At 68.3% G+C, this 20941-nt stretch carries 16 protein-coding genes; 3 read left to right on the top strand and 13 right to left on the bottom strand.

The features are described from left to right. Window positions 1–4: 4 nt before the first annotated feature. Window positions 5–949, bottom strand: coding sequence for a carbohydrate kinase family protein (locus tag AL755_RS00540; protein WP_054009252.1), 945 nt, complete (start codon window positions 947–949; stop codon window positions 5–7). A gap of 279 nt (window positions 950–1228) precedes the next feature. On the opposite strand from AL755_RS00540, the gene AL755_RS00535 reads away from it, so the two are divergent. Next, window positions 1229–4231, top strand: coding sequence for a discoidin domain-containing protein (locus tag AL755_RS00535; RefSeq protein ID WP_082368772.1), 3003 nt, complete (start codon window positions 1229–1231; stop codon window positions 4229–4231). 127 nt (window positions 4232–4358) lie between these two features. Then, entirely contained in the window at window positions 4359–5465 is a 1107-nt protein-coding gene (locus tag AL755_RS00530) for a GTP pyrophosphokinase (RefSeq protein ID WP_054009250.1), read from the top strand. A gap of 347 nt (window positions 5466–5812) precedes the next feature. Here AL755_RS00530 and AL755_RS00525 read toward each other — a convergent pair whose 3' ends face one another. The 12 genes from AL755_RS00525 to AL755_RS00470 form a co-directional block, all read right to left on the bottom strand. Beyond that, window positions 5813–7273, bottom strand: a complete 1461-nt coding sequence (locus tag AL755_RS00525) for an aldehyde dehydrogenase (NADP(+)) (RefSeq protein WP_054009249.1) — start codon at window positions 7271–7273, stop codon at window positions 5813–5815. Next, entirely contained in the window at window positions 7270–8841 is a 1572-nt protein-coding gene (locus AL755_RS00520) for an NAD(P)/FAD-dependent oxidoreductase (RefSeq protein ID WP_054009248.1), read from the bottom strand. The genes AL755_RS00525 and AL755_RS00520 overlap by 4 nt, the downstream gene beginning before the upstream one ends. After that, window positions 8838–9098 carry a (2Fe-2S)-binding protein gene (locus AL755_RS00515; protein ID WP_054009247.1) on the bottom strand — a complete coding sequence of 87 codons (261 nt, stop codon included), beginning with the start codon at window positions 9096–9098 and terminating at the stop codon, window positions 8838–8840. The genes AL755_RS00520 and AL755_RS00515 overlap by 4 nt, the downstream gene beginning before the upstream one ends. Further along, complete coding sequence (locus AL755_RS00510; RefSeq protein ID WP_054009246.1) at window positions 9091–10260, bottom strand: NAD(P)/FAD-dependent oxidoreductase; 1170 nt, start codon at window positions 10258–10260, stop codon at window positions 9091–9093. The genes AL755_RS00515 and AL755_RS00510 overlap by 8 nt, the downstream gene beginning before the upstream one ends. Before the next feature lie 85 nt (window positions 10261–10345). Further along, window positions 10346–11014, bottom strand: coding sequence for a GntR family transcriptional regulator (locus tag AL755_RS00505; protein ID WP_054009245.1), 669 nt, complete (start codon window positions 11012–11014; stop codon window positions 10346–10348). 56 nt (window positions 11015–11070) lie between these two features. Next, window positions 11071–12039, bottom strand: a complete 969-nt coding sequence (locus tag AL755_RS00500; RefSeq protein ID WP_054009244.1) for an ornithine cyclodeaminase family protein — start codon at window positions 12037–12039, stop codon at window positions 11071–11073. Between the two features lie 40 nt (window positions 12040–12079). Then, complete coding sequence (locus AL755_RS00495; protein WP_054009243.1) at window positions 12080–13081, bottom strand: proline racemase family protein; 1002 nt, start codon at window positions 13079–13081, stop codon at window positions 12080–12082. A 35-nt stretch (window positions 13082–13116) separates the two neighbouring features. Further along, window positions 13117–14022, bottom strand: a complete 906-nt coding sequence (locus AL755_RS00490; RefSeq protein ID WP_054009242.1) for a dihydrodipicolinate synthase family protein — start codon at window positions 14020–14022, stop codon at window positions 13117–13119. Between the two features lie 177 nt (window positions 14023–14199). Then, window positions 14200–15666: an aminopeptidase P family protein gene (locus tag AL755_RS00485; RefSeq protein ID WP_237762436.1), complete on the bottom strand. Its 1467-nt coding sequence runs from the start codon at window positions 15664–15666 to the stop codon at window positions 14200–14202. Continuing rightward, complete coding sequence (locus tag AL755_RS00480) at window positions 15663–16961, bottom strand: alpha/beta fold hydrolase (RefSeq protein WP_054009241.1); 1299 nt, start codon at window positions 16959–16961, stop codon at window positions 15663–15665. Before AL755_RS00480 ends, AL755_RS00485 begins: the two co-directional genes overlap by 4 nt. Window positions 16962–17021: 60 nt before the next feature. Continuing rightward, on the bottom strand, window positions 17022–18032 hold the full coding sequence (locus AL755_RS00475) for a proline racemase family protein (protein ID WP_054009240.1): 1011 nt from the start codon (window positions 18030–18032) through the stop codon (window positions 17022–17024). A gap of 121 nt (window positions 18033–18153) precedes the next feature. Then, window positions 18154–20331 carry an MMPL family transporter gene (locus AL755_RS00470; RefSeq protein WP_054009239.1) on the bottom strand — a complete coding sequence of 726 codons (2178 nt, stop codon included), beginning with the start codon at window positions 20329–20331 and terminating at the stop codon, window positions 18154–18156. Between the two features lie 89 nt (window positions 20332–20420). Between AL755_RS00470 and AL755_RS00465 the strand changes: the two genes are divergently transcribed. Next, window positions 20421–20894: a MarR family winged helix-turn-helix transcriptional regulator gene (locus AL755_RS00465; protein ID WP_237762435.1), complete on the top strand. Its 474-nt coding sequence runs from the start codon at window positions 20421–20423 to the stop codon at window positions 20892–20894. Window positions 20895–20941: the final 47 nt, after the last annotated feature.

The following is a 20941-nucleotide window of genomic DNA, read 5'->3' as shown; positions in this document are numbered from 1 at the left end:
GGTTCTAGCCTTTCTGCAGTTCGGCCCGGCTGGGCGGGTTCGCGCCGGCCCGGGACACCGTGATGGCTGCGGCGCGGGCCGCAAAGTGGATCACGTCCGCCAGCTGCTCGCGGGTGATGGCGCGCAGGGCGTCGCGGCGCTGTGCCCCGTCAAGCTCGCGGTCCACGAGCGCCGACAACAGGGCTGCCATGAAGGAATCCCCGGCGCCCACGGTGTCCACCACGGTGGTGGCCGGCACGGGGCAGGCAGCCTCCCCCGCCGCGCACACGGCCCACGGGCCTCCGCCGCCCTGCGTGACAACCACGACGGCGGGGCCTTCCGCGCCGCCCAGGGCCAACCACTTGCGGGCCGACTCCTTGGGATCGACGCCCGGGTACAGCCACTGAAGGTCCTCATCGGAGGCCTTGACGACGTCGGAAAGCCGCACGAACTTTTCCGCCTGCTCGCGGGCGTAGTCGACGTCGGTGATGATGGTGGGCCGCGCGTTGGGGTCGTAGGAAATGGTGGCGGACGGGTGGGCCGCCACGACGGCGCCGAAAACGTGGTCCGCACCGGGCGCCAGCATGGTGGCGATGGATCCCACATGCAGCAGCGAGGTGGCGGCAAGCATGAAGTTGGGCTTGCCGTCGGCGCCGGAGGCCACGGCGGGCAGCTCCCAGTCAAGGTCGAACTCATAGACGGCGGCACCGTCGGCGTCGAGGACGGCGCGGGCCACGGAGGTGGGCAGGGAATCGGGGGCCACGGGCACCAGCACGCCGTTATCACGCAGGTGGCCGGCCACCATGTCGCCGTAGGCGTCCTTGCCGTAACGGCCCAGGAACTGCACGGGGTGTCCCAGCCGGGCCAGCCCCACAGCCACGTTCATGGGACTGCCGCCCACGTGCGGGACGGGCTCCAGGCCCGGCCGCACCACTTCATCGATCAAAGTTTCACCAATTACCGTCAACATTCCACCAGCCTACGGTGCGGCCCCGGGTTGGCCGGCTTCGTCACACTTTATGAACCCGGCCCATAAGTGATCCAGGTCTCTTATAATCCGAGCACCAATTGTGATGGCAAACACGGGGTGGATCCCACCCAAAAACCGCCGATTTCCGGGGCTTCCGACTCATATCCACTGGCGGGAACATGCCCCTCAATAACGAATTTCAATGATCTTTAGTGAGATTTTCATTTTGTTTACCGTCATATTCCAGCACGAATCAATGGATGGAGAGGCCTTTTGAACATGACACATTCTTGGCGCAAGATCGCGATGGTGGTCGCCCTGAGCATGCCCCTGGCCGGCATCGCGGCCGTCAGTCCGGCCGCTGCGGCGCCGGATCCGGCACCCAACCCGGCCCCCGTCGTCGTGCCGTCCCTGCACGAATGGACAGGGGGAACCGGCGCGCTGGAAATCACCCCAGCCAACAGGATCGTGGTCTCCGCGGCCCTGGACGATACGGGCAGGGAGTTTTCCGCGGACCTCGCCGAGATGACGGGCTTGTCCCTGCCCGTGACCACCGGCGCGGCCAGGGCCGGGGACATCTCCCTGGTGCTGGACCTCGCCAACAAGTACGCGGCAGGTGGGGCGCGCTACGACAAGGAGGGCTACCGGCTCGACGTATCCGCGAGCGGGGTGACGGTCACGGCCCCCACCGAGACCGGCGCCTACTACGGCACACGCAGCATCCTGCAGATCATGGCCCAGTCCAACGGCCGCAACAAGCTGCCCGTGGGCGGGGCCGTCGACTGGCCCGACTATGCGGCCCGCGGCTTCATCCTGGACGTGGGACGGCGCTTCTTCACGGCGGATTTCATCAACGACTACATCAAGATGATGAGCTACTACAAGCTCAACCGCTTCCAAATCCACTTGAACGACAACGAGATCGCCCCGGCCAACAACGACTGGACGAAGTCGTACAAGGCGTTCCGGCTCAAGTCCGACAACCCCGCCCTCGCGGGCCTCGCCGCGACCGACGGCTCCTACGACCGCAAGGACTGGGACGGCTTCGAGGCCACCGCCGCCGGCCGCGGCGTGCAAATTGTCCCCGAGATCGACGCCCCGGCGCACGCCGCCGCGATCATCGCCTGGCGTCCCGCCATTGGCCGTGACAACGGCAAGTCCGACCACCTGGACTTGAGCAAGCCGGAAACCACCGCCGCCATGAAGGAGATCTTCGCCGAGTTCACCCCGTGGTTCAAGGGTCCCGAGGTCAGCTTTGGCGCCGACGAATACCCGTCGAGCCTCACCACGGACTTCCGCACGTATTACAACACCATGGCCGCCTACCTGCGCACCCTGGGCAAGCAGCCCAACGCCTGGGGCAGCTTCAGCTACATGGGCGGCAGCGTGGCCGGCTACGACAAGGACGTCACGATCAACTCGTGGAACAACTCCTGGTACGGTCTGACCTCCGCGGCGGCCGACGGCATGAAGTTCATCAACACCAACGACGCTTCCCTGTACGTGGTGCCGTTTGCCGATTACTACCACGGCTCCGGGCTGAACAACCAGTACCTGTACACGGACTGGCTGCCCAACACGGCCGGCGACCAGACGGTGGCCCCCGACAAGGTCATGGGCGCCATGTTTGCCGTCTGGAATGACAAGGTCGACCTGAAGTACACGCAGCAGGACGTCCACGGCCTGATCGAGCGGTCCTTCCCCTCCGTGGCCCAAAAGACCTGGACCGCCAAGGCGCCGACGGTGCCGTTTGCCACGTTTAACACCACGCTCGACAAGGTGGGCATGGGCCCGGGCCTTGGCACCGTCAAGAGCACGACGGCGGTTGCCGGCTCGGGCGACCTTGCCGCCGGTGCCGCCGTGGCCGCGTCCTCCAGCGCGGCCGGCCACCCGGCGTCGAACCTGACCGACGGCGTGCTGAACACCCGCTGGGAATCCGCCGGCGCGGACCCTGCCGGCATCACGATCGACCTGGGCACGGCACAGAAGGTGGGCGGCGTGAGCGCCGAATGGGCCGCCAACGCCCCGGCCTCCTTCACCGTGGAAACCTCCTCCGACGGCGTCTTCTGGAACCGCACGGCCACGCATACGGTGGCCGGGCCCGGCGCCGACACCGTCCAATTCCCCACCACGATGGCCCGCTACGTGCGCCTGGCCGGGCTGGCACCAGCCGGCAGCACTAACCGCGCGGCGGGCAGCAGCGCCGGCAATGTTGGCGCCTGGAGCGTCGGCGTGCAGGGCGTGACGAACGTGGCCCTCGGCGCCGCCGCCACGGCCTCCGGCGTCGAGGCCCCGAGCCTGCCCGCCAGCCAGGTCTTTGACGGGAACCTCGCCACCCGCTGGTCGGCAAACTACGACGGCGTCCGCTGGATTGCCGGCGACCTCGGCAAGGCCCAGACCGTCAACGAGGTCACGATCGCCTGGGAGGCCGCATCCGCCAGGGACTACACCGTCTCGACCTCGACGGACGGCGCCGCGTGGACGGTGGTGGCCGGCAAGACGGGCCTGGCCGACGGCAAGCGCACCGACGTGGTGTCCTTTGCGCCCACTACGGCCCGCTACGTCAAGGTCGAGATCCAGGCCGCCACCATGGGCATCTACCTTTCCGCCTACGAGATCGAGGTCCGCAACACTGCCCTCACCAGCCTCGGAGTGTCCGGTGCGCTGGATATTGCCCCCAACGGCGACGGCAAGTACGACGCCGAACCAACCCTGGCGCTGACGGCCACGGGTGCCGCCGCGGCCGGGGCTGCGATCGAGTACAAGGTGGGTTCCGGCGCATGGCTGCCCTACTCGGCGCCCGTGAAACTGGCCGGCTACCAGCCCACCACGGTTGAGTACCGGGCCACCGCCGGAACGGAGACGTCCGCCGGGTACGCGGTCCTCGATCTGGACACGCCCGGCGCCTCGCCGTCACCTTCACCGTCCGAGACGGCAACGGCGACGGCGACTGCGACTGCGACTGCGACTGCGGATCCTACGGATGAACCGACGGCGGGGCCCACCGCAACGGCTACCGCCACCGACTCAACCTCGGCCGCGCCCTCGGGATCGGCCGTCGCGACCGCAACTCCGTCGACAGTTCCATCGGCTGGCGGCAGTTCCGACACCCCGCTCAGCCCCGCCGCCGCGGCATCGACCAGCGCCGGTGCGGAGGGCGGGCTGGCCAGCACCGGCGCGAACGTCGCGGCCCTGGTCCTTGGTGGGATGCTCCTGCTGGGGGTCGGCACCCTGACCCTGGGCCGCCGTCGTCGTTCATCACGCGGACGCTACCAAGGCTAGAACCAGTGCTGTGGCGGTGTGGAGGGATTCCTTCGCTCCGCCACAGCCGCTTTTAAGCCGTAGTTTTACGTCGCCCGGCGGCGGTGCCGCTCGACCTTGCGGGGGCGCGGCGCATAGGCTCGAATATATGAGCAGCCATTGGGACCGCCTCGACGATTCGCTACGCCCTGCCGTGAGCGCCTCCGTTGCGGAGTATGAGCGTATTCGCCCGCAGCTGGAACGCGTCACCGCGGAGATGGAATCGCTGGTGCGCGCGGTCATGGACGACGCGGACGACAAGCCGTTGTTCGTCACGAGCCGCACGAAGACGGTGGAGTCGTTCCGCGAAAAGGCCTCCCGGATGGCCGTTCCGGAACCCGACGCCGCGCCTTCGCTGCAGTTCCCGGAACCGCTGCGCAACCTCACGGACATGGTGGGCGTGCGCGTCATCACCACGCTGCCGGGCGAGAATGCGCAGGCGGCGAACCTGATCAAGCGGCGCCGGAACATCTTTGACTGCCGCGGCGACAGGGAGAAGGACATTGGTTCCATCGAGTCCGGAACCTACGGGTACTCCAGCCGGCACCTGATCCTGCGCAGCATCCAAAACGAAGTTGTCCGCGCCTACCAGGAGATCCTGGATCCGGACACCAAGACCAACGGCAGCTACTTTTTTGAATGCCAGATCCGCACCATTTTTGCCCATGCCTGGAGCGAGATCGAGCACGACATCCGCTTCAAGGCCCAGGATCCGCGCGCCTGGAGCCCCTACTTTGACCGGCAGTTCACGGCCACGGCGGCCATGTTGGAGACCGTGGAGCAGGCATTCTCCGAACTGCACGACAGGTATGAAACCGTCACGAGTTTTTGGGACGCCGACGGCGAGGGCGGGGAGTCGCTGACCCCCAACCGGATCAAGGCCGTCTGGCAGACCCTGCTGCCGCACGTCGACAGGAAGGCCGACGACGACTGGGGCTGGGCGGCCGAACTCGTGGCCGCGCACGGGCTCACCAAGACGATCGACCTGGCGGCCCTGCTGCAGCCCCAGATCATCTCCAACGTCCGCCAGGCCCTGGACCACAGGTACTCCCCCGGCCCCGACCGGCTGCTCGATGACCTGCTGCTGTGGCAGTTTGGCCAAAGCCACATCGACCTGACCGCCGAGGACGCCGCCGCCGAGCAGACGCCCCGGCGCGACAGCCTGCAGCGCCGGCACCAGCAGATGCAGCGCTTCCGCAAGGCGTCGGGCTTCTAGCAGCGCGCCGGGTGGTTGCACCGGCACTTCTGCGCCCGTTTTCGGTTGGCGCGCCCCGTGTACCGGGCGCACCAACCGGAAACGGGTGCGAAAAGCGGAGCGGGGCGCGGCCACGGATCTCGACAGGCTCGATCACCGGGGGTTGAGCTCGTCGAAACCACCAATCCAGACAGGCCCGATCACCGGGGGTTGAGCTTGTCGAAACCACCGATCCCGACAGGCTCGATCACCGGGGGTTGAGCTTGTCGAAACCACGGATCCCGGCAGGCTCGATCACCGGTGGTTGAGCTTGTCGAAACCACCAATCTCGACAGGCTCGATCACCGACAGGCCCGATCACCGGTGAATCAGAGCACGCCGTTCACGCGCTGCGGGATGCCCAGCGGGTTCTCGTCGCGCAGCGCGCCCGGCAGCAGGTGCGCCGGCAGTCCCTGGTAGGCCACGGGGCGCAGGAAACGGCTTATTCCGGCCGTTCCAACGGACGTTGAGGTGGGCGCCGTGGTGGCCGGGTAAGGGCCGCCGTGCTGCTGGGCATAGGTGACCGAAACGCCGGTGGGCCACTGGTTCCACAGCACCCGTCCGGCTTTCCGGGCCAGCACCCGCACCAGCTCGGGGGCCACGGAATCGGTATCCTCGCCCTGGATGGTGGCCGTCAGCTGGCCGTCAAGCATCCGTGCCACGGCCAGCATTTCCGCTTCGTCGCGATACGTTGCCACGAGCGCCGTCGGCCCGAAGCACTCGGTGATCAGCCCTTCAGGATCGGCCAGGATGGCCTCGGCCGTGGTGGTGCTCAGCGAAGGTGCGGGAGGGGCGTCAAATGCACCGTCTCCGGCGCCAAGTACCTGGACGGAGCCGTGCCCGCGCAGTTGCTGCAGGGCCTCCGTGTATCCGGACTGGATCCGGTCATTGAGCAGCCTGGCCGGGGCGGGGCGCGCCGACTCCGCCAGCAGGCCCACCATGGAGGACTCCGCCGGGACCAGCAGTATGCCCGGCTTGGTGCAGAACTGCCCGGCGCCCATCGTGTAGGACGCCACAAATTCCCGGACAATCCCGGCTCCCCGGGCAGCGGCTGCGGCCCGCGTGACGAACACGGGGTTCACACTGCCCAGCTCACCGTAAAAAGGGATGGGATCGGGGCGGGAATTGGCCAGGTCAAACAACGCCCGGCCGCCCGGGATGGAGCCGGTGAACGCGGCGGCCTTGACACGCGGGTCCAGCAGGGCGTCCCGGCCTGCCTGCGTGCCATAGACCAGCTGCAGCAGCCCGGCGGGCGCGCCGGCCGTGGCCAGGGCGTCCGCACAAATGCGGCCGACGGCGGCGGAGAGCTGCGGGTGTCCGGGATGGGCTTTGAGGACCACCGAGCACCCGGCGGCGAGCGCCGAACAGGTGTCGCCGCCCATGACGCTGAAGGCAAACGGGAAGTTGCTGGCGGCGAATACCAGCACCGGACCCAACGGCTCCAGGACGCGGCGGATGTCGGGCCGGGCACCCATGGGCCACGAGGGATCGGCGTGATCGATCCGGGCATCCAGGTAGTCCCCGTCGCCGAGCATTTCGGCAAAGAGACGCAGCTGGAACGTGGTGCGCTTGAGCTCGCCCGTCAACCGGGCTTCCGGCAGGTTGGTTTCCGCCTGTGCCACCGTGATGAGTTCGGCGCCGGCAGCGTCGAGGGCGTCGGCCACGGCCACCAGAGCGGCCGCATGGTCCGCGGCCGGGCGCTGCGCCCACTCGCTCGCAGCCGTGTTGGCAGTGGCGAGGATGTGTTCGAGGTCGGCGGGGGTGGTGTCGCCAAGGTCCGGGCTGGTCATGAGCGGTGTCCTTCGTCGGTGTCTGCGGGTGGGTCGGTGTCTGCGGGTGGGGCGGTGTCTGCGGGTGGGTCGGAGTATTCAAGGGCGGCAAGCCGGCCCAGGGTCACGGGTGCGGCCAGGGTGCGTTTGGCCATGGCGCGCAAGTCGTCCGCCGACGTCGGGCGGGAGGCGAAGTCCGCCGCGATTTCCGCCGTGGCGAAGCCGCACACGCGCCCCTGGCACCAGCCCATGCCGGGGCGGGCAAACGACTTCAGGCTGCGGGCATCCTCGGCCCCCAGCTCGGTGTGGGCCGTGCACAGCGCCCCGTAGCTGACTTCCTCGCAGCGGCACACCACGGTGGCGGGGGTGAGCCAGGATTGCCAGTGGCCCGGGACCGGGTTGGCGCGGTGCATGGCCACGGCAAATTTCCGCAACCGGGCACGGTCACGCTGCAGCCGGCTGATGCGCGTGCCCAGGCCCGGGGCCCCGGCCGATGCCCGGCCGCCGTTGTCCGCCGCAACGCACAGGGCAGCCAGCTCGCCCTCGACGACGGCCATGGCCGCGCCACCCACACCTGTGGCCTCGCCGGCAACGCTGACGCCGGCAACGGAGCTCTTGAGCCGTTCATCGACCACTGCCACCAGGGAGCCGTCTACGTCCACGGCGGTCTCGGCCCCCGCGGCGAGCACCAGTTCCAGCTGCGCCGTGAAACCCCAGCCCAGGGCCACGACGTCGCACGCCACGCGCCGCCCGGTGCCGGCAACAACCGCGCCGTCCGCGGTCAGCTTGGAGAGCGTGACCGCCTCGACGCGGTCGGTGCCGTGGATTTCGGTGACGGCCGTGCGCACCTTGTACGGAATCCGGTGCCGGGCCAGGGCCGCCGCATATTCGATGCCTTCGGGCATCTTTTCCGGGGCGCGGACGGCCCCGCGCAGGTTTCGCAACCAGCCGGTGGGGCTGTTGGCTTCGCAGATGGCGGCCACCTTCACGCCCGCCGTAGCCAGGCCCGTGGCCACGGGAAGCAGGAACGGCCCGGTGCCGGCGACGACGGCGACGCGCCCGGCAGCGGTCCGGTTGCCTTTCAGGAGCGCCTGGACTCCCCCGGCGGCCATGACGCCGGGCAGGTCCCAGCCGGGGACGGGCAGCTGGCGGTCGTACCCGCCGGGGCACAGAATCACGTGCCGGGCGGTGACGGTGTCAGGGACACCGCCGTCGCGGGGGTGATCCGGCCCGTCAACGGAGGGAGCCGGATCCACGGTGGGTGCCAGGCGCAGCGTGGTGGTCCCGCCCGGGGAGGACTCAATGAGCCAGACGGCGGAGTTGCGCCAGTAGTGGAGCGTCCCGGCAGCCTCGTGGGCGTACAGGCGGGACCGGAGGCCGGCAAACCGCTTCCAATCGTGATGCCCGTCGGCCTCGTCGTCACGTTGATTTGTCGCGTCAACGGAGGCCTCGTCTGGGTGGCGCCAAAACTGGCCGCCGGGCTGGGTGCCGGCGTCCACGAGCACCACGGACAGGCCGGCATCCGCCGCATGGACGGCCGCGGACAGGCCTGCCGGGCCGGCGCCCACGATGGCAACGTCAACGCTCATTCCGGGGCCTCCGCACCGGTTTGAAGCACCATGCCCTCGCGCGCCGGGGTGAGGCAGGCTCGCTGGTTGGGCACGCCGTCGGCCGTCAGCAGGCAGTCGAAACATACGCCGATACCGCAGAACAAGCCGCGCGGGCGGCCGGCGTTGCGGGTGGTGCGCCAGGACAGGATGCCTGCCTCGGTGAGCGCTGCACCCACGGTTTGGCCGGGCCGCGCGGGCACCGGCACGCCGTCAAGGGTCAGGTGAAGCTCAGGCATGCGCGTGCTCCTGCGGGGTCTCGAAGCGTTCGGGGGCAAAGGGGGCCATGTCCAGGGCTGTCGCGGCACCCGTGAGGGATTGGGCGATCAACGCCGCCGTCCCCACGGACAAGCCGATGCCGGCGCCTTCGTGGCCGCAGGCGTGAAGCAGCCCGGGCGCCCGGGGGTCCGGGCCGATGACGGGAAGGTGGTCCGGGCAGTAGGGCCGGAAGCCAAAGTAACTGCGCAGCGCCTTCACGTCCGCGAGGAACGGGAAAAGCGCAATGGCTTTGCCGGCCATCTGGGCGAGCACCCGCGGGTCAACGGTCTTGTCGAAGCCCACGCGTTCGCGGCTGGAACCGATCAGGATGGTGCCGCCGTCGGTCCCCTCCACCACGGGCGAGGTCTGCAGCCCGGCGTCGGAGCTGGCCACGTTGTCGACGTATTCGGCCGCGTACACCTTGTGCCGCACCAGCTCGGCCAGGGGTTCGGTGACCATCACGTAGCCCTTGCGGGGGTGGACGGGGACGTTCACGCCGGCCAGGTCCGCAATGGCGCCGCCCCATGTTCCGGCGGCGTTCACCACGGACGGGGCGGAGATGGTGCCGCGGCTGGTTTCGACGCCGGTCACGGCATCCCCCGCACGGGTGAACCCCGTGACGCGGGTGTCGGTGTGCACGGTGGCACCCATGGTCCGGGCCAGCCGCAGCAGGTGGGCCGTGACGAGCATGGGCTGGACCTGGGCGTCCTGCGAGTAGAAGGCACCACCCACCATGGCCGGGTTCAGGTGGGGCTCCAGTTCCAGGAGCTGTGCGCCGTCCAGGAGTTCCACGTCGATGCCGACGGCGCGCTGCCGGCGGGCCAGCCGGGCCAGGTTGGCCTGGGTCCCTTCGCGGGCCGAGACCACCACCCCGCCCTTGGACTCAAATTCCCAGAGCCGGCCGTGTTCGGCCAGTTCACCGCGCCACAGGCCCTGCGAGTACTGGGCGAGGGCCAGTTCCGGGCCGGCCTCCTTGTCTGAGACAAGCAGGTTTCCCTCGCAGGCACTGGAGGTTCCGCCGGCAATAGGCCCGCGTTCGACGACGGCGACCCGCAGGCCGGCCTGCGCGGCAAAGTACGCGCAGGCGGCGCCCACGGCGCCACCGCCAATGACCACGACGTCGGCGAATCGGGGAAGACTCATGTTCAGTAGTATGTCACATGTCACTGATCAAAAACAGTGGCTCCGCCGATGAGAATTCACTCCGCCCGCCGAAATTGGCGGCGCGTTAGTGCTGGGCCCACGCCCCGCGGACGTGGCCAATGTGCCGGGTCATCAGCTCCTGCGCCTCGGCGGCCTTTCCAGCCGCCATCAGGTCCACCAGTTCCACGTGCTCGAGCGCCATCTCACCCAGCTCGCCCGTGGCGGCCAGGGGGGCCAGGCCCAGCAGTCGGGTGTGGGAACGCAGCTCGGAGATCAGCGAGACGAGGCGCTTGTTGCCGCTGTAGCCAAGGACGGCGATGTGGAATTTCCGGTCCGCCTCGGTGTACGCAATCAGGTCTCCTTCACTGGCAAAATCGACGATCGCCACGGCCATCTCGCGCAGGCGGGCCAGTCCGGCGTCGTCAATCAAGGGCGTCACGTCCCGGACGGTGGGCGGCTCGATGAGCAGGCGCAGCGCCGTGATCTCATCCAGGTCGTCGTCGGAGACCTCGGTGACGCGGAAGCCCTTGTTGGGCAGCGAGATCACCAGGCCTTCCTTGGCCAGATCAAGCATGGCCTCGCGCACGGGGGTCGGCGAGACGCCAAAACGCTTGCCGAGCGTGGGTGCGGAATACACTTCGCCGGGCTTCATCTCCCCGGAGATGACGGCCGCGCGCAGGGCCAGGGTCACCGTTTCCCGCAGGCTGACGTTCTTCTTGACCATGGTCAGATGAGAATTTTCCAACGAGCCCATGTCCCCTCCAAGTAACTCGGCAAAACGGAGCATGCGCCCCGCTACAATATGACATTTTAGTCCACGCTTGGCCCGGCACCGCTAAATGTTTCAAAAACCCTTCCGGCCACCACGATGTCCTCCCAGGACATTCCGACGCCGGTGTACAGCAGCGGGGCGCCCGACTCCGGAACAAAGCGGCCGTTGACAAGATCGGACAATGTGGCCAGGCCGTGCTCCCGCCATTCTTCCGCGGACCGGGCGGGGATCAGGTCCCCGGCCTCGCGCAATGCCGAACCGAGGCCCTCCACGACCACCGATGCCCTGCGCGCCAGGACGGTGTCGACCTCCCGCGCCGCCAGCCCGTGGGAGCCGATGGCGGCCACCACGGCCCCGTCCCGAACTAAGTTTCCGTCAAAAACAGGGACGGATGACGACGTTGCGCACACCACCACGTCAGCCTTGGCCACGTCCGCGGGCGAACCGGCGCGAGCCGGCACCCCTCGGGCGGTCCATTTGAGCGCCAACGCCTCGGCCGCCTCGGTGCGACGGCCAATCACTGTCAGTGCGCCAATCCCGCACACCTCGTGCAGCGCCGCAATGTGCCGCTCCGCCTGTAATGAGGTGCCAATGATGGCAACGGTTCCGGCGGATGGCGCGCCGGCAGTCGGCCCGGAGCCAACGGCCAGCAGGTGCTTGATGGCCAGGGTGGTGACGGCGGGCGTGCGGATGAGGGTCAGCTCCGCCCCGTCCATCGCGGCCAGCGGCGTCAGGGTCGCCCGGTCCAGGAGCAGGTACGTTCCCTGGATCTTCGGATGGCCCTTGGCGGGATTTCCCGGCGCCACGGTAGCCACCTTGATGCCGGCATACCTGGCCGACTGTGCCGGCATGAGCAGGAATTCCCCTGCGTCCAGCGGCGCAAACAGGCGCGGCGTATCCAGCTCCGGGTCCTGGCCGCCGCGCAGGGCGTCTTCCAGCGCGGCGACGGCCGCCGCCGGGGGCAACAGTCCGGCGATCGTGGCGGCGTCGATGTACGGCAGCGTCATGGGCGTCCGTCGGCGGAGGTGCGGTGCGGCGCCGGGGCGTTCACAGCAGGAATCCGGCCTGGAAGGGGTCCTCGGGATCCAGCATGTACTGCGCCGTGCCCGTCACCCAGGCCCGCCCCGTGATGGTGGGGATCACCGCCGGCAGGCCGCCCACCGTGGTTTCCGCCACGAGCCGGCCGGTGAACGTGGTGCCGATGTAGGACTCGTTGATGAAGTCCGTGTCCAGCGCCAGTTCCCCGCGGGCGTGCAGCTGGGCCATGCGGGCGCTGGTGCCGGTGCCGCACGGGGAACGGTCAAACCAGCCGGGGTGGATGGCCATGGCGTGCCGGGAGTGTTCCGCCGTCGAGCCGGGCGCCTTGAGGTAGACGTGGTGGCAGCCGGTGATGTCCGCGCGCTCGGGGTGCACGGGCGGGTTTTGGGCGTTGATGGCGTCCATGATCTTCAGCCCGGCATCCAGCAGCCGGTCCTTGGCCGCGCGTTCAAACGGCAACCCCAGTTCGGCCAGTTCGACGACGGCATAGAAGTTTCCGCCAAACGCCATGTCATAGCGGACCTCACCGAAGCCCTCCACCGCGACGCTCTGATCCAGCGCCAGCGAGAAGGACGGCACGTTGCGGATGGTGACGGACCTGGCCGCGCCGTCCACCACGGAAACCTCGGCGATGACCAGCCCCGCCGGGGTGTCCAGCCGGATGGTCGTCACGGGCTCCACCACGGGCACCATGCCGGTTTCCACCAGTACGGTGGCCACCCCGATGGTGCCGTGGCCGCACATGGGCAACAATCCGGAGACTTCGATGAACAGCACACCGTAGTCGGCGTCGGGCCGGGTGGGCGGCTGCAGGATGGCCCCGCTCATGGACGCATGCCCGCGGGGTTCATACATCAACAGTGTGCGGACGTCGTCGCTGTTCTCCATGAACCACTGGCGGCGTTCGGCCATCGTGGCACCGGGGATGGTACCCACCCCGCCGGTGATGACCCGGGTGGGCATCCCCTCGGTGTGGGAATCCACGGCATGAAATACCCGTTTGGAGCGCATCGCTAAAGTCCCTTACGTGGTGGTCCGGATTGGTCTTACTTGTAGCCCTTGGCCAGCACGGCTTCGGTGTCGGCCTTGATGCTCACCGTCAGGTCCTCGTTGAGCGGCAGGCGCGGCTGGCGGCAGGCGCCGCCCTTGCGACCGGCAAGGTCCATCGACAGTTTAATGGCCTGGACGAATTCGGTCTTGGAGTCCCAGCGCAGCAGCGGGTGCAAGTCGCGGTAGATGGGCAGCGCGGTGGCAATGTCATCCATGTTGCCGCTCGTGACCAGGTTGTACAGTTCCACGGTGCTTTCCGGAATGGCGTTGGGGTAGCCGGCAATCCAGCCGACGGCCCCGGCCAGCCCCAGTTCCAGCAGCACGTCGTCGGAGCCCACCAGCAGGTCCAGGTCCGGGGCCAGCTCGGCGATCTCGTAGGCGCGGCGGACGTCGCCGGTGAACTCCTTCACGGCCACGATCAGACCCTCGCCGTGCAGGCGGGCCAGGAGGGCGGGCGTGAGGTCCACCTTGGTGTCGATCGGGTTGTTGTAGGCCACCACGGGCAGGCCGGCCTTGGCCACTTCGCGGTAGTGGGCCGTGACGGTTTCCTCGTCGGCGCGGAAGGTGTTCGGCGGCAGCGCCAACACGGAGGCCGCGCCGGCGTCGCGGGCCTGCTCGGCCCAGCGGCGGGATTCGGCGGCACCGTAGGCGGCAACTCCGGGCATGACGGTGAAGCCAACGGGTGCGGCGGCGACGGCGGTCTCGACCACCTTGGCCCGCTCTTCATCGGTCAGGGTCTGGTACTCGCCGAGCGAGCCGTTGGGGCAGACGCCGTCGCAGCCGTTGGCGGCAAGCCAGGCCACATTGTCCGCGAAGGCCGCGTAATCGACGCTCAGGTCATCGTTGAACGGAAGGGCGGTGGCTACGTGGATGCCCCGCCAGGGCTGCGTGCGGTTGGTCATGAAAGGCTCCCTTGCCAGGTGTGGTCGAATCGAAAAGTGACTGCCTTCACACTAACAGTGCAATGTCACATTACACAAGTGATGGAAGGGACAAATTCCTCAAGGGTCAAAGGGCCCAAATGCACGGAAGCGCCCGCGGAACACATGGTCCGCGGGCGCTTCAACCAGCCGGTGGCGCTAGGCCTTTTGCACCAGCTTCATCCAGGCCTCGATGCCGGTGGCATCCAGCGGCAAGGCGTCGGAGATGACATCGGAGCCGGTGGCCGTGACCACGATGTCGTCCTCGAGGCGCACGCCAATGCCGCGCAGTTCCGGCGGCAGCGTGAGGTCGTGTTCGTGGAAGTACAGGCCCGGCTCCACCGTGAGCACCATGCCGGGCACCATGGGGGCGCCCTGGTAGCTTTCGTAGCTGGATTGCGCGCAGTCGTGGCAGTCCAGGCCCAGGTGGTGGCCCACGCCGCACACCAGGTAGCGGCGGTGGTGCTGGCCCTTGGGCGAAAGCGCCTCGTCCACGGAGACCGGCAGCAGGCCCCAGTCGTTGAGCCCGTTGGCAATGACCTCCATGCAGGCCTCGTGGAAGTCGGCGAAGTACTTGCCCGGGCCCACCTGGGCCAGGCCGGCGCGGTGTGACTTCTCCACGAGGTCGTGCACCTGGCGCTGGATGGGGCTGAACGTGCCGGAGCCCGGGAAGGTGCGGGTCACGTCGGCCGTGTAGAAGCTGTTGGTTTCCACGCCCATGTCCAGCAGGAGCGTCGCATCCTCCAGGACGGGGCCGTCGCAACGCACCCAGTGCAGGGTGGGGGCGTGCTTGCCGCTGCCCACGATGGTCGCGTAGCCCACGCCGTTGCCGTGCGTGCGGGCGTGGCGGTCAAAGGTGCCCTGCAACCAGCGCTCACCGCCGGCCTTGATGGCGTTGGGGACCTCGCGCACCACGGCGGCAAAGCCGTCCACCGTGTGGTCCACGGCCTCCTTCAGCTGGGCGATTTCCCAGTCGTCCTTGACCATGCGCAGGGTGGACAGCACGCGTCCCAGCTCGCCGCCGTCGGCGATCCCGTGGCGGCTGCGGACGTCGGCGGGCACCAGCCCGGCCGCGAGCGTTCCGGAGCCGGCCCGCATGGCCGCGATGATGCCGGCGTCGAGCTCACTGAGGGGCTTGACGGGCAGGGACAGGGCTTCGGCCCAGTCGGAGAAGTCGGGGGCGGAGCCGACCCACATTTCCCCGTGCGCGGCGTTGGTGAAGAACTGGGGGTCGCCCGCGTAGAACGGCGCGGGGATGTAAAGCGTGGCGTCGTGGGAGGAGCCGGACGGCGTCATGACCAGCACGGCGGCCTCGATGGCGGCGCCGCTGAGCCAGTAAAAGTCCGAATCCGGGCGGAAGTCGTAGTAGGTGTCATTGCTGCGCACCGGGGCGGTTCCGGCACCAACCACCAGGGCCTGGCCCGGGAACTGCTCGGACAGGCGGGCACGGTGGTGTCCGGCGGCCGCGGCGGCACCGGCCACCACGGGCGGGGTGCGGTCCGGGGTGCCCCAGCCCTGGCCCATGAATTCGGTGAACGCGGGAACGTTGGCAAGGCGGGGCATGCGGGAGTCCGGAACGGCCGGGGCGGGCATGGAACGGGTGGTCACTGCGTCATTGGCTGTCATTCTGGTATTCCTCCGCCCAGCTGGGCAATCGTAGAGCGTAAGTAGGCAAAGACCTTGTCGTCGCCAATGCCGTCGTGTTCAAATTCGTTGGTGACCCAGGCATGGACGTTGCCCACGGCCGCGGCCGTCTCCAGCTGCAGTCCGGAGTCGACGTACATGTCGTCAAAGTACACGGCCGCCGCCACCGGGACGTCGTTGGAGGCGAGGCGTTCGACGTCGTACAACTCGCTGTTGGTGCCACGGCGGGCCAACTCGTTGACGGCGCCGGAGAACGGGCGCAGGAGGCGAATCTCCTCAAACATCCATGGGAACATCATCTCACCCGTGAACATCAGAGGGCGGGCGGAATCGGCAAATTCCGGGTGCGCGGCCAGCTCCCGCTGGGCCGCCCAATTCGTGGGACCGTTGGCGCCGTGCGAGTAGATGCTCTCCTGCATGACGGCGAACAAGGGGTTCTCGGCGTAGGAGGTGCGGGCCATCACCTGCGCCAGGAAGCCGTCGCTGAGGCCGGCGCCTTCGGGCGTGAAGGCCTCCTCGAGCAGCCAGTGCACGCGCTCGAATCCGGGCTTCATGCCAAAGTCGATGCCCAGGGTTTGCAGCCGGCGCACCGTGAGCCGGTCGCCGTCGGGCAGGCGGACGTCATTGCCGGCCAGGTGGTCGGCCAACGCCGCGACATGGTCGACGGCGTGCGGGTAGCGGGCGTAGAACTCACGGTTCTTGCCGGCCGTGCGGGGGAAGGTGCGCCGGTAGACCTCGGAGGCGTCGGGCCGGATCCCGGCCAGCCCGCCAGTGACGTAGCAGGCGGTGAGCGCCTCGGGCGCCACGGAGAGGTAGGTCAGGGTCAGGAAGCCGCCGTAGCTTTGCCCCACGGTTGACCAGCGGCGCCCGCCAAACCGGGTTTTGCGGATATGTTCGGCGTCGGCAACGATCGAGTCCGCCCGGAAGCGGGAGAGGTAGTCGGCGCCTGCGGATGCATCGGGGAAGCCGGCCATGGTGGCCGCGTCCACCCGGGTGCTGCGGCCCGTGCCGCGCTGGTCCAGCAGCACCACGCGATGGGTTTTCAGGGCCTGCCCGATCCAACCGGTGGCGCCGAGCGGGCGCGGACCCTTGCCACCGGGCCCGCCCTGCAGGAACACCATGACGGGCAGGCCCTCGCCGCGCCGCACGGGGTCCACGAGCTCGCGGGCGAAGACCGTGATGGTTTCCGGGTTGCTTGCATCGAACCAGTCGAGCGGCACCGTGACGTAAAAGTCGGTGACGTGCATGCCCGGCATGATGTACGTGGTTTCGTTCATTGGTCCATCTTCCCAAGTCCTGTTGTGTGGGTGCTCCGGCATGCGGTTTTCACGGGGTTTTCAGCGGAGCACAAAGCCGAGTCCGAGGTCGTCGCGCGGGTCCAGCGTGAATGTGGATTCGCCCACGGGGAACGCGTTTCCGCGCACGCCCACCACCACGCCGCCGGTCTCGCGGCCGGTCACGGAGGCCGTGAAGTGCGAGCCGATGATGGAAAAGTGGTCAAGGACGTCCCCGTCGGCCAATTCACCCGAGGCATCCAGTGCTGCGACGCGGGCCGCCGTCCCGGAGCCGCACGGCGACCTGTCAACCTGGCCGTCGGCGAAGATCGTGACGTTGCGTTGTGCCAGCGCGCCCGTTTGGGCGTCCGCGCCGTCATGGAAAATGGTGCCGTAAATCCCGTCCAGCCGCGGCTCGCCGGGATGCCGGGCCGCCGGGTGGTCCGCGAGCGCGGCCTTGACCTGCCGGCCCGCCTCGATGAGCTGATTGAGGTGCGACGGCGTCACGCCCAGGCCGGCCGCCGCGGCGGGCAGGGACGCGTACAGGGCGCCACCCCACAAGACATCCACGGTCAAACGGCCATAGCCGGGCGTTTCAATGTCAATGCCCCGGGCCGCGACGAAGGAGGGCACGTTGTGGATGGTGACGGCGTCGATGTCCCCGCCCGCGGTGGTCACGGTGGCCGTGACGCGCCCCGACGGGACGTCGATCACGACGTCGGTGTCGCCGTCGTCGGGCGCCGGGACCAGGCCGCTGCGCACGGCCCAGGCACCCAGGGCGATCGTGCCGTGGCCGCATGCGGTGGAGAAGCCGTCCTTGTGCCAAAACAGGACGCCAAAGTGCGCACCGGAGTCGTTGGGCGGGACAATGAAGGCGCCGTACATGTCGGAGTGGCCGCGGGGTTCGTTGACCAGCAGTTGCCGGAGCGTGTCCGCCGGGCCCGTCATGGCGTTTTGCCGGCGATCCAGCACGGTCCGGCCCGGAATCTCGCAGGGCGGTTGGGGCACGATCCGGAAGGGCTCGCCCGCCGTGTGGTAGTCAATCGTGGTGACTTTCCAGCCCGTGGCGTCCATGCCCATCCTTTTGCCAGTGATCCATTGGGATGATTCCCACGCCTCGAGGGCACTCACTCCTCCCCAGTAAAATATCACATGACACTACCTGTGCGTCAAGCAGATTGCCCGGAGTGGGCCGCTACTTCCCGCGGCCCAACTTGGACGGCCACCACATCCTGCGGCCGATGTCGTAACTGAGCGCCGGCACCAGCAGCGAGCGCACCACCACGGTGTCCAGCAGCACGCCAAACGCGACGATGAATGCGATCTGGGCCAGGAACAGCAGCGGAATCACGCCCAGTGCGGCAAAGGTCGCCGCAAGCACCACCCCGGCGGAAGTGATCACGCTGCCCGTCTTGCCCAGCCCGCGCAGCACGCCGGCCCGGGTGCCCATGAGCTGCGACTCCTCACGCACCCGGGTCATGAGGAAGATGTTGTAATCCACCCCCAGTGCCACGAGGAACACGAAACCAAACAAGGGCACGGTGGCATCGGCGCCGGGGAAGCCGAAAACGTGGTTGAACACGAGCGCCGAAACACCCATGGCCGCGGCATAGGAGAGCACCACCGAACCAATGAGCACCAGCGGCGCCACAATGGAGCGCAGCAGCAGCATGAGGACCAGCAGGATCACCACCAGCACCAGGGGCACGATCGTGACCAGGTCCCGTTGCGCGGTGACGTTGGTGTCCAGCGCGATGGCGCTCACCCCACCCACCAACACCCCTGCGTCCACGGCGGGCAACTGCGCGCGCAGCGTTTTGACCACGGTCTCGGCCGCCGCCGAATCCGCCTGGTCCGCGAGCGTCGCGTCGATCATGACCCGCCCCTCCTTGACCACGGGCGCGGCAGTCGCGTCGGGTCGCCCGCTGCCCGCATAGGTGCTCACGGAGGCAATGCCCGGGACCCGGCCGACGGCGTCGGCCACCTGGGCCTGTTTGCCGGCGTCGGCGATGATCACCACGGGGCTGCCGCTGCCGCCGGCAAAGTGGCGGGCCAGCACCTTCTGGCCGTCCACCGCGTTGCTGGGGCCCAGGATGACCTGCGTTTGCGAGACTCCGTTGGCCTGCAGTTGCAGCAGACCGCTGCCCGCCGCAAGCAGCAGCACCAGGGTCACCACCCAGGTGGCCCGCGGTCGCCGCGAAACCAACAGGCCAACCCTGCGCCAAAGCCCGCCGATCCCCGCCAAGCCATGGGCGACGTCGTCCCTGGCCGTGGCATTCCGGCCGGGTGCCGCCTCGGGGGCCGAGTGTTTATGCGCGTGCTCCACCCTGGGGCGGAAAGGCCAAAAGGCGGCTCGGCCAAAGGCCGCCAGCACGGCGGGCAGGAACGTCAGCGCGGCCAGGAGCGAGAAGAAGATGCCGATGGCCGCGATCGGTCCCAGGCTGCGGTTGGAATTCAGGTCGGAGAACAGCAGGCACAACAGGGCCAGGATCACCGTGGACCCCGAGGCGACGATCGGCTCCCAGGCGGCCTTGTACGCGCGGATCAGCGCCGTCCAGGTTGACTGGGTCTGGTGCAGGGCCTCCCGGAAGCGGGCCACGAGCAGCAGTGAATAATCCGTGGCGGCGCCAATGACAAGGATGGAAAGAATGCCCTGGCTCTGGCCGTTGAGCTTGATCACATCCCCTTTTGCGAGGTAGTAAACCACCAGGATGGCCCCGCACAAGGCCACCACGGACGTCAGCAGCACCAGGATGGGAAGCACCACCGACCTGTAGACGACCAGCAGGATCACAAAGACGGCCAGCAACGCCACGAGCAGCAGGATCCCGTCGATCCCGGAGAAGGCGCTGACCAGATCGGCCGTCAGGCCGGCCGGGCCGGTCACGTAGGAGCTCATGCCGGCCGGCGCATTGGCGGCAAGCACCTCGCGCAGGTCTCCCACCACTGCCTTGACGTTGCCGGCGTCGGCCACCGGGACCAGGAACTCCACCGCCAGTTTGTCGGCGGAGGGAATGGGGCCGGCGATGGAGGAGGTCTGCGGCGGCGCCGGCTTTTGCACACCCACGACGGCGCCCAGCTTGCCCGGCAGCGCGGCAAGCTCGCCCAGTTGCGCCTGCGTCAGGGGGGTCGGGGAGCTCACCACCACGACGGCGGGAATGGTGGTGCTGTCCACGAATTTTTGTTGCCAATCGGCCACCACGGTGGACTCGGCACTGGCGGGCAGGAAGGCCGCCTGGTCATTGGTGGAGACATCGGAAATCTTGCCAAACGTTGGCCCGCCCAGGCCTGCGACGGCCAGCCACGCCACCACCAGCACCAGGGGAAGGACGATTCTCAACCAGCGCTTCTGCATCCATTTTGTTGGCTCCATGCCTCCAGATTACTTCCATCATGGAGAGATTTGATAGCGGAGATTCCAAGATGGGACTTTCCGGGCCAACATGGCGGAAAATGGAAGGCATGAACGCATCCAATCCCTTTGGGCCCCTTTTGGCGTCCATGCGGGAATTCTCCCTCGAGTCGGACCGCTACGTGGAGCGCGTGGCGGCTTTGCACGGGCTGCACCGCACCGACCTGAACGCACTGGGCTACCTCATCCGCCCCGGACTCGCGGAAAACGCCATGACGCCGGGAAAGCTCGGCGATGCCCTGCACCTGAGCTCGCCCGCCACGACGGCCCTGGTGGACCGCCTGGAGCGGTCCGGCCACGTCAACCGGAAACGCAGCGAGACCGACCGCCGCCAGGTGGAGCTGGCCATGACCGAGCACGCCCGGACCGTGGGCCGTGAGCTGTTTGCCCCGCTGGCCGCGCGCATGGCCACGGCGCTGGCGAACTACTCGCCGGAGGAACTTGCCGTGGTCCAGCGCTTCCTGACCGAGATGACGGACGCAACCGTGGAAGCGAAAAACGGCCTCTCCGCCCCGCAGGACTAGTCAGCCAAACGGGCGCAGGCCGGCCGAACCTCGGCACCGAAAAATGC

The sequence above is a fragment of the Arthrobacter sp. ERGS1:01 genome (assembly GCF_001281315.1).
Classification (GTDB): Bacteria; Actinomycetota; Actinomycetes; order Actinomycetales; family Micrococcaceae; genus Specibacter.
The sequence above is the reverse complement of the archived record's forward strand: the minus strand, read 5'-3'. Positions and strand labels throughout refer to the sequence as shown.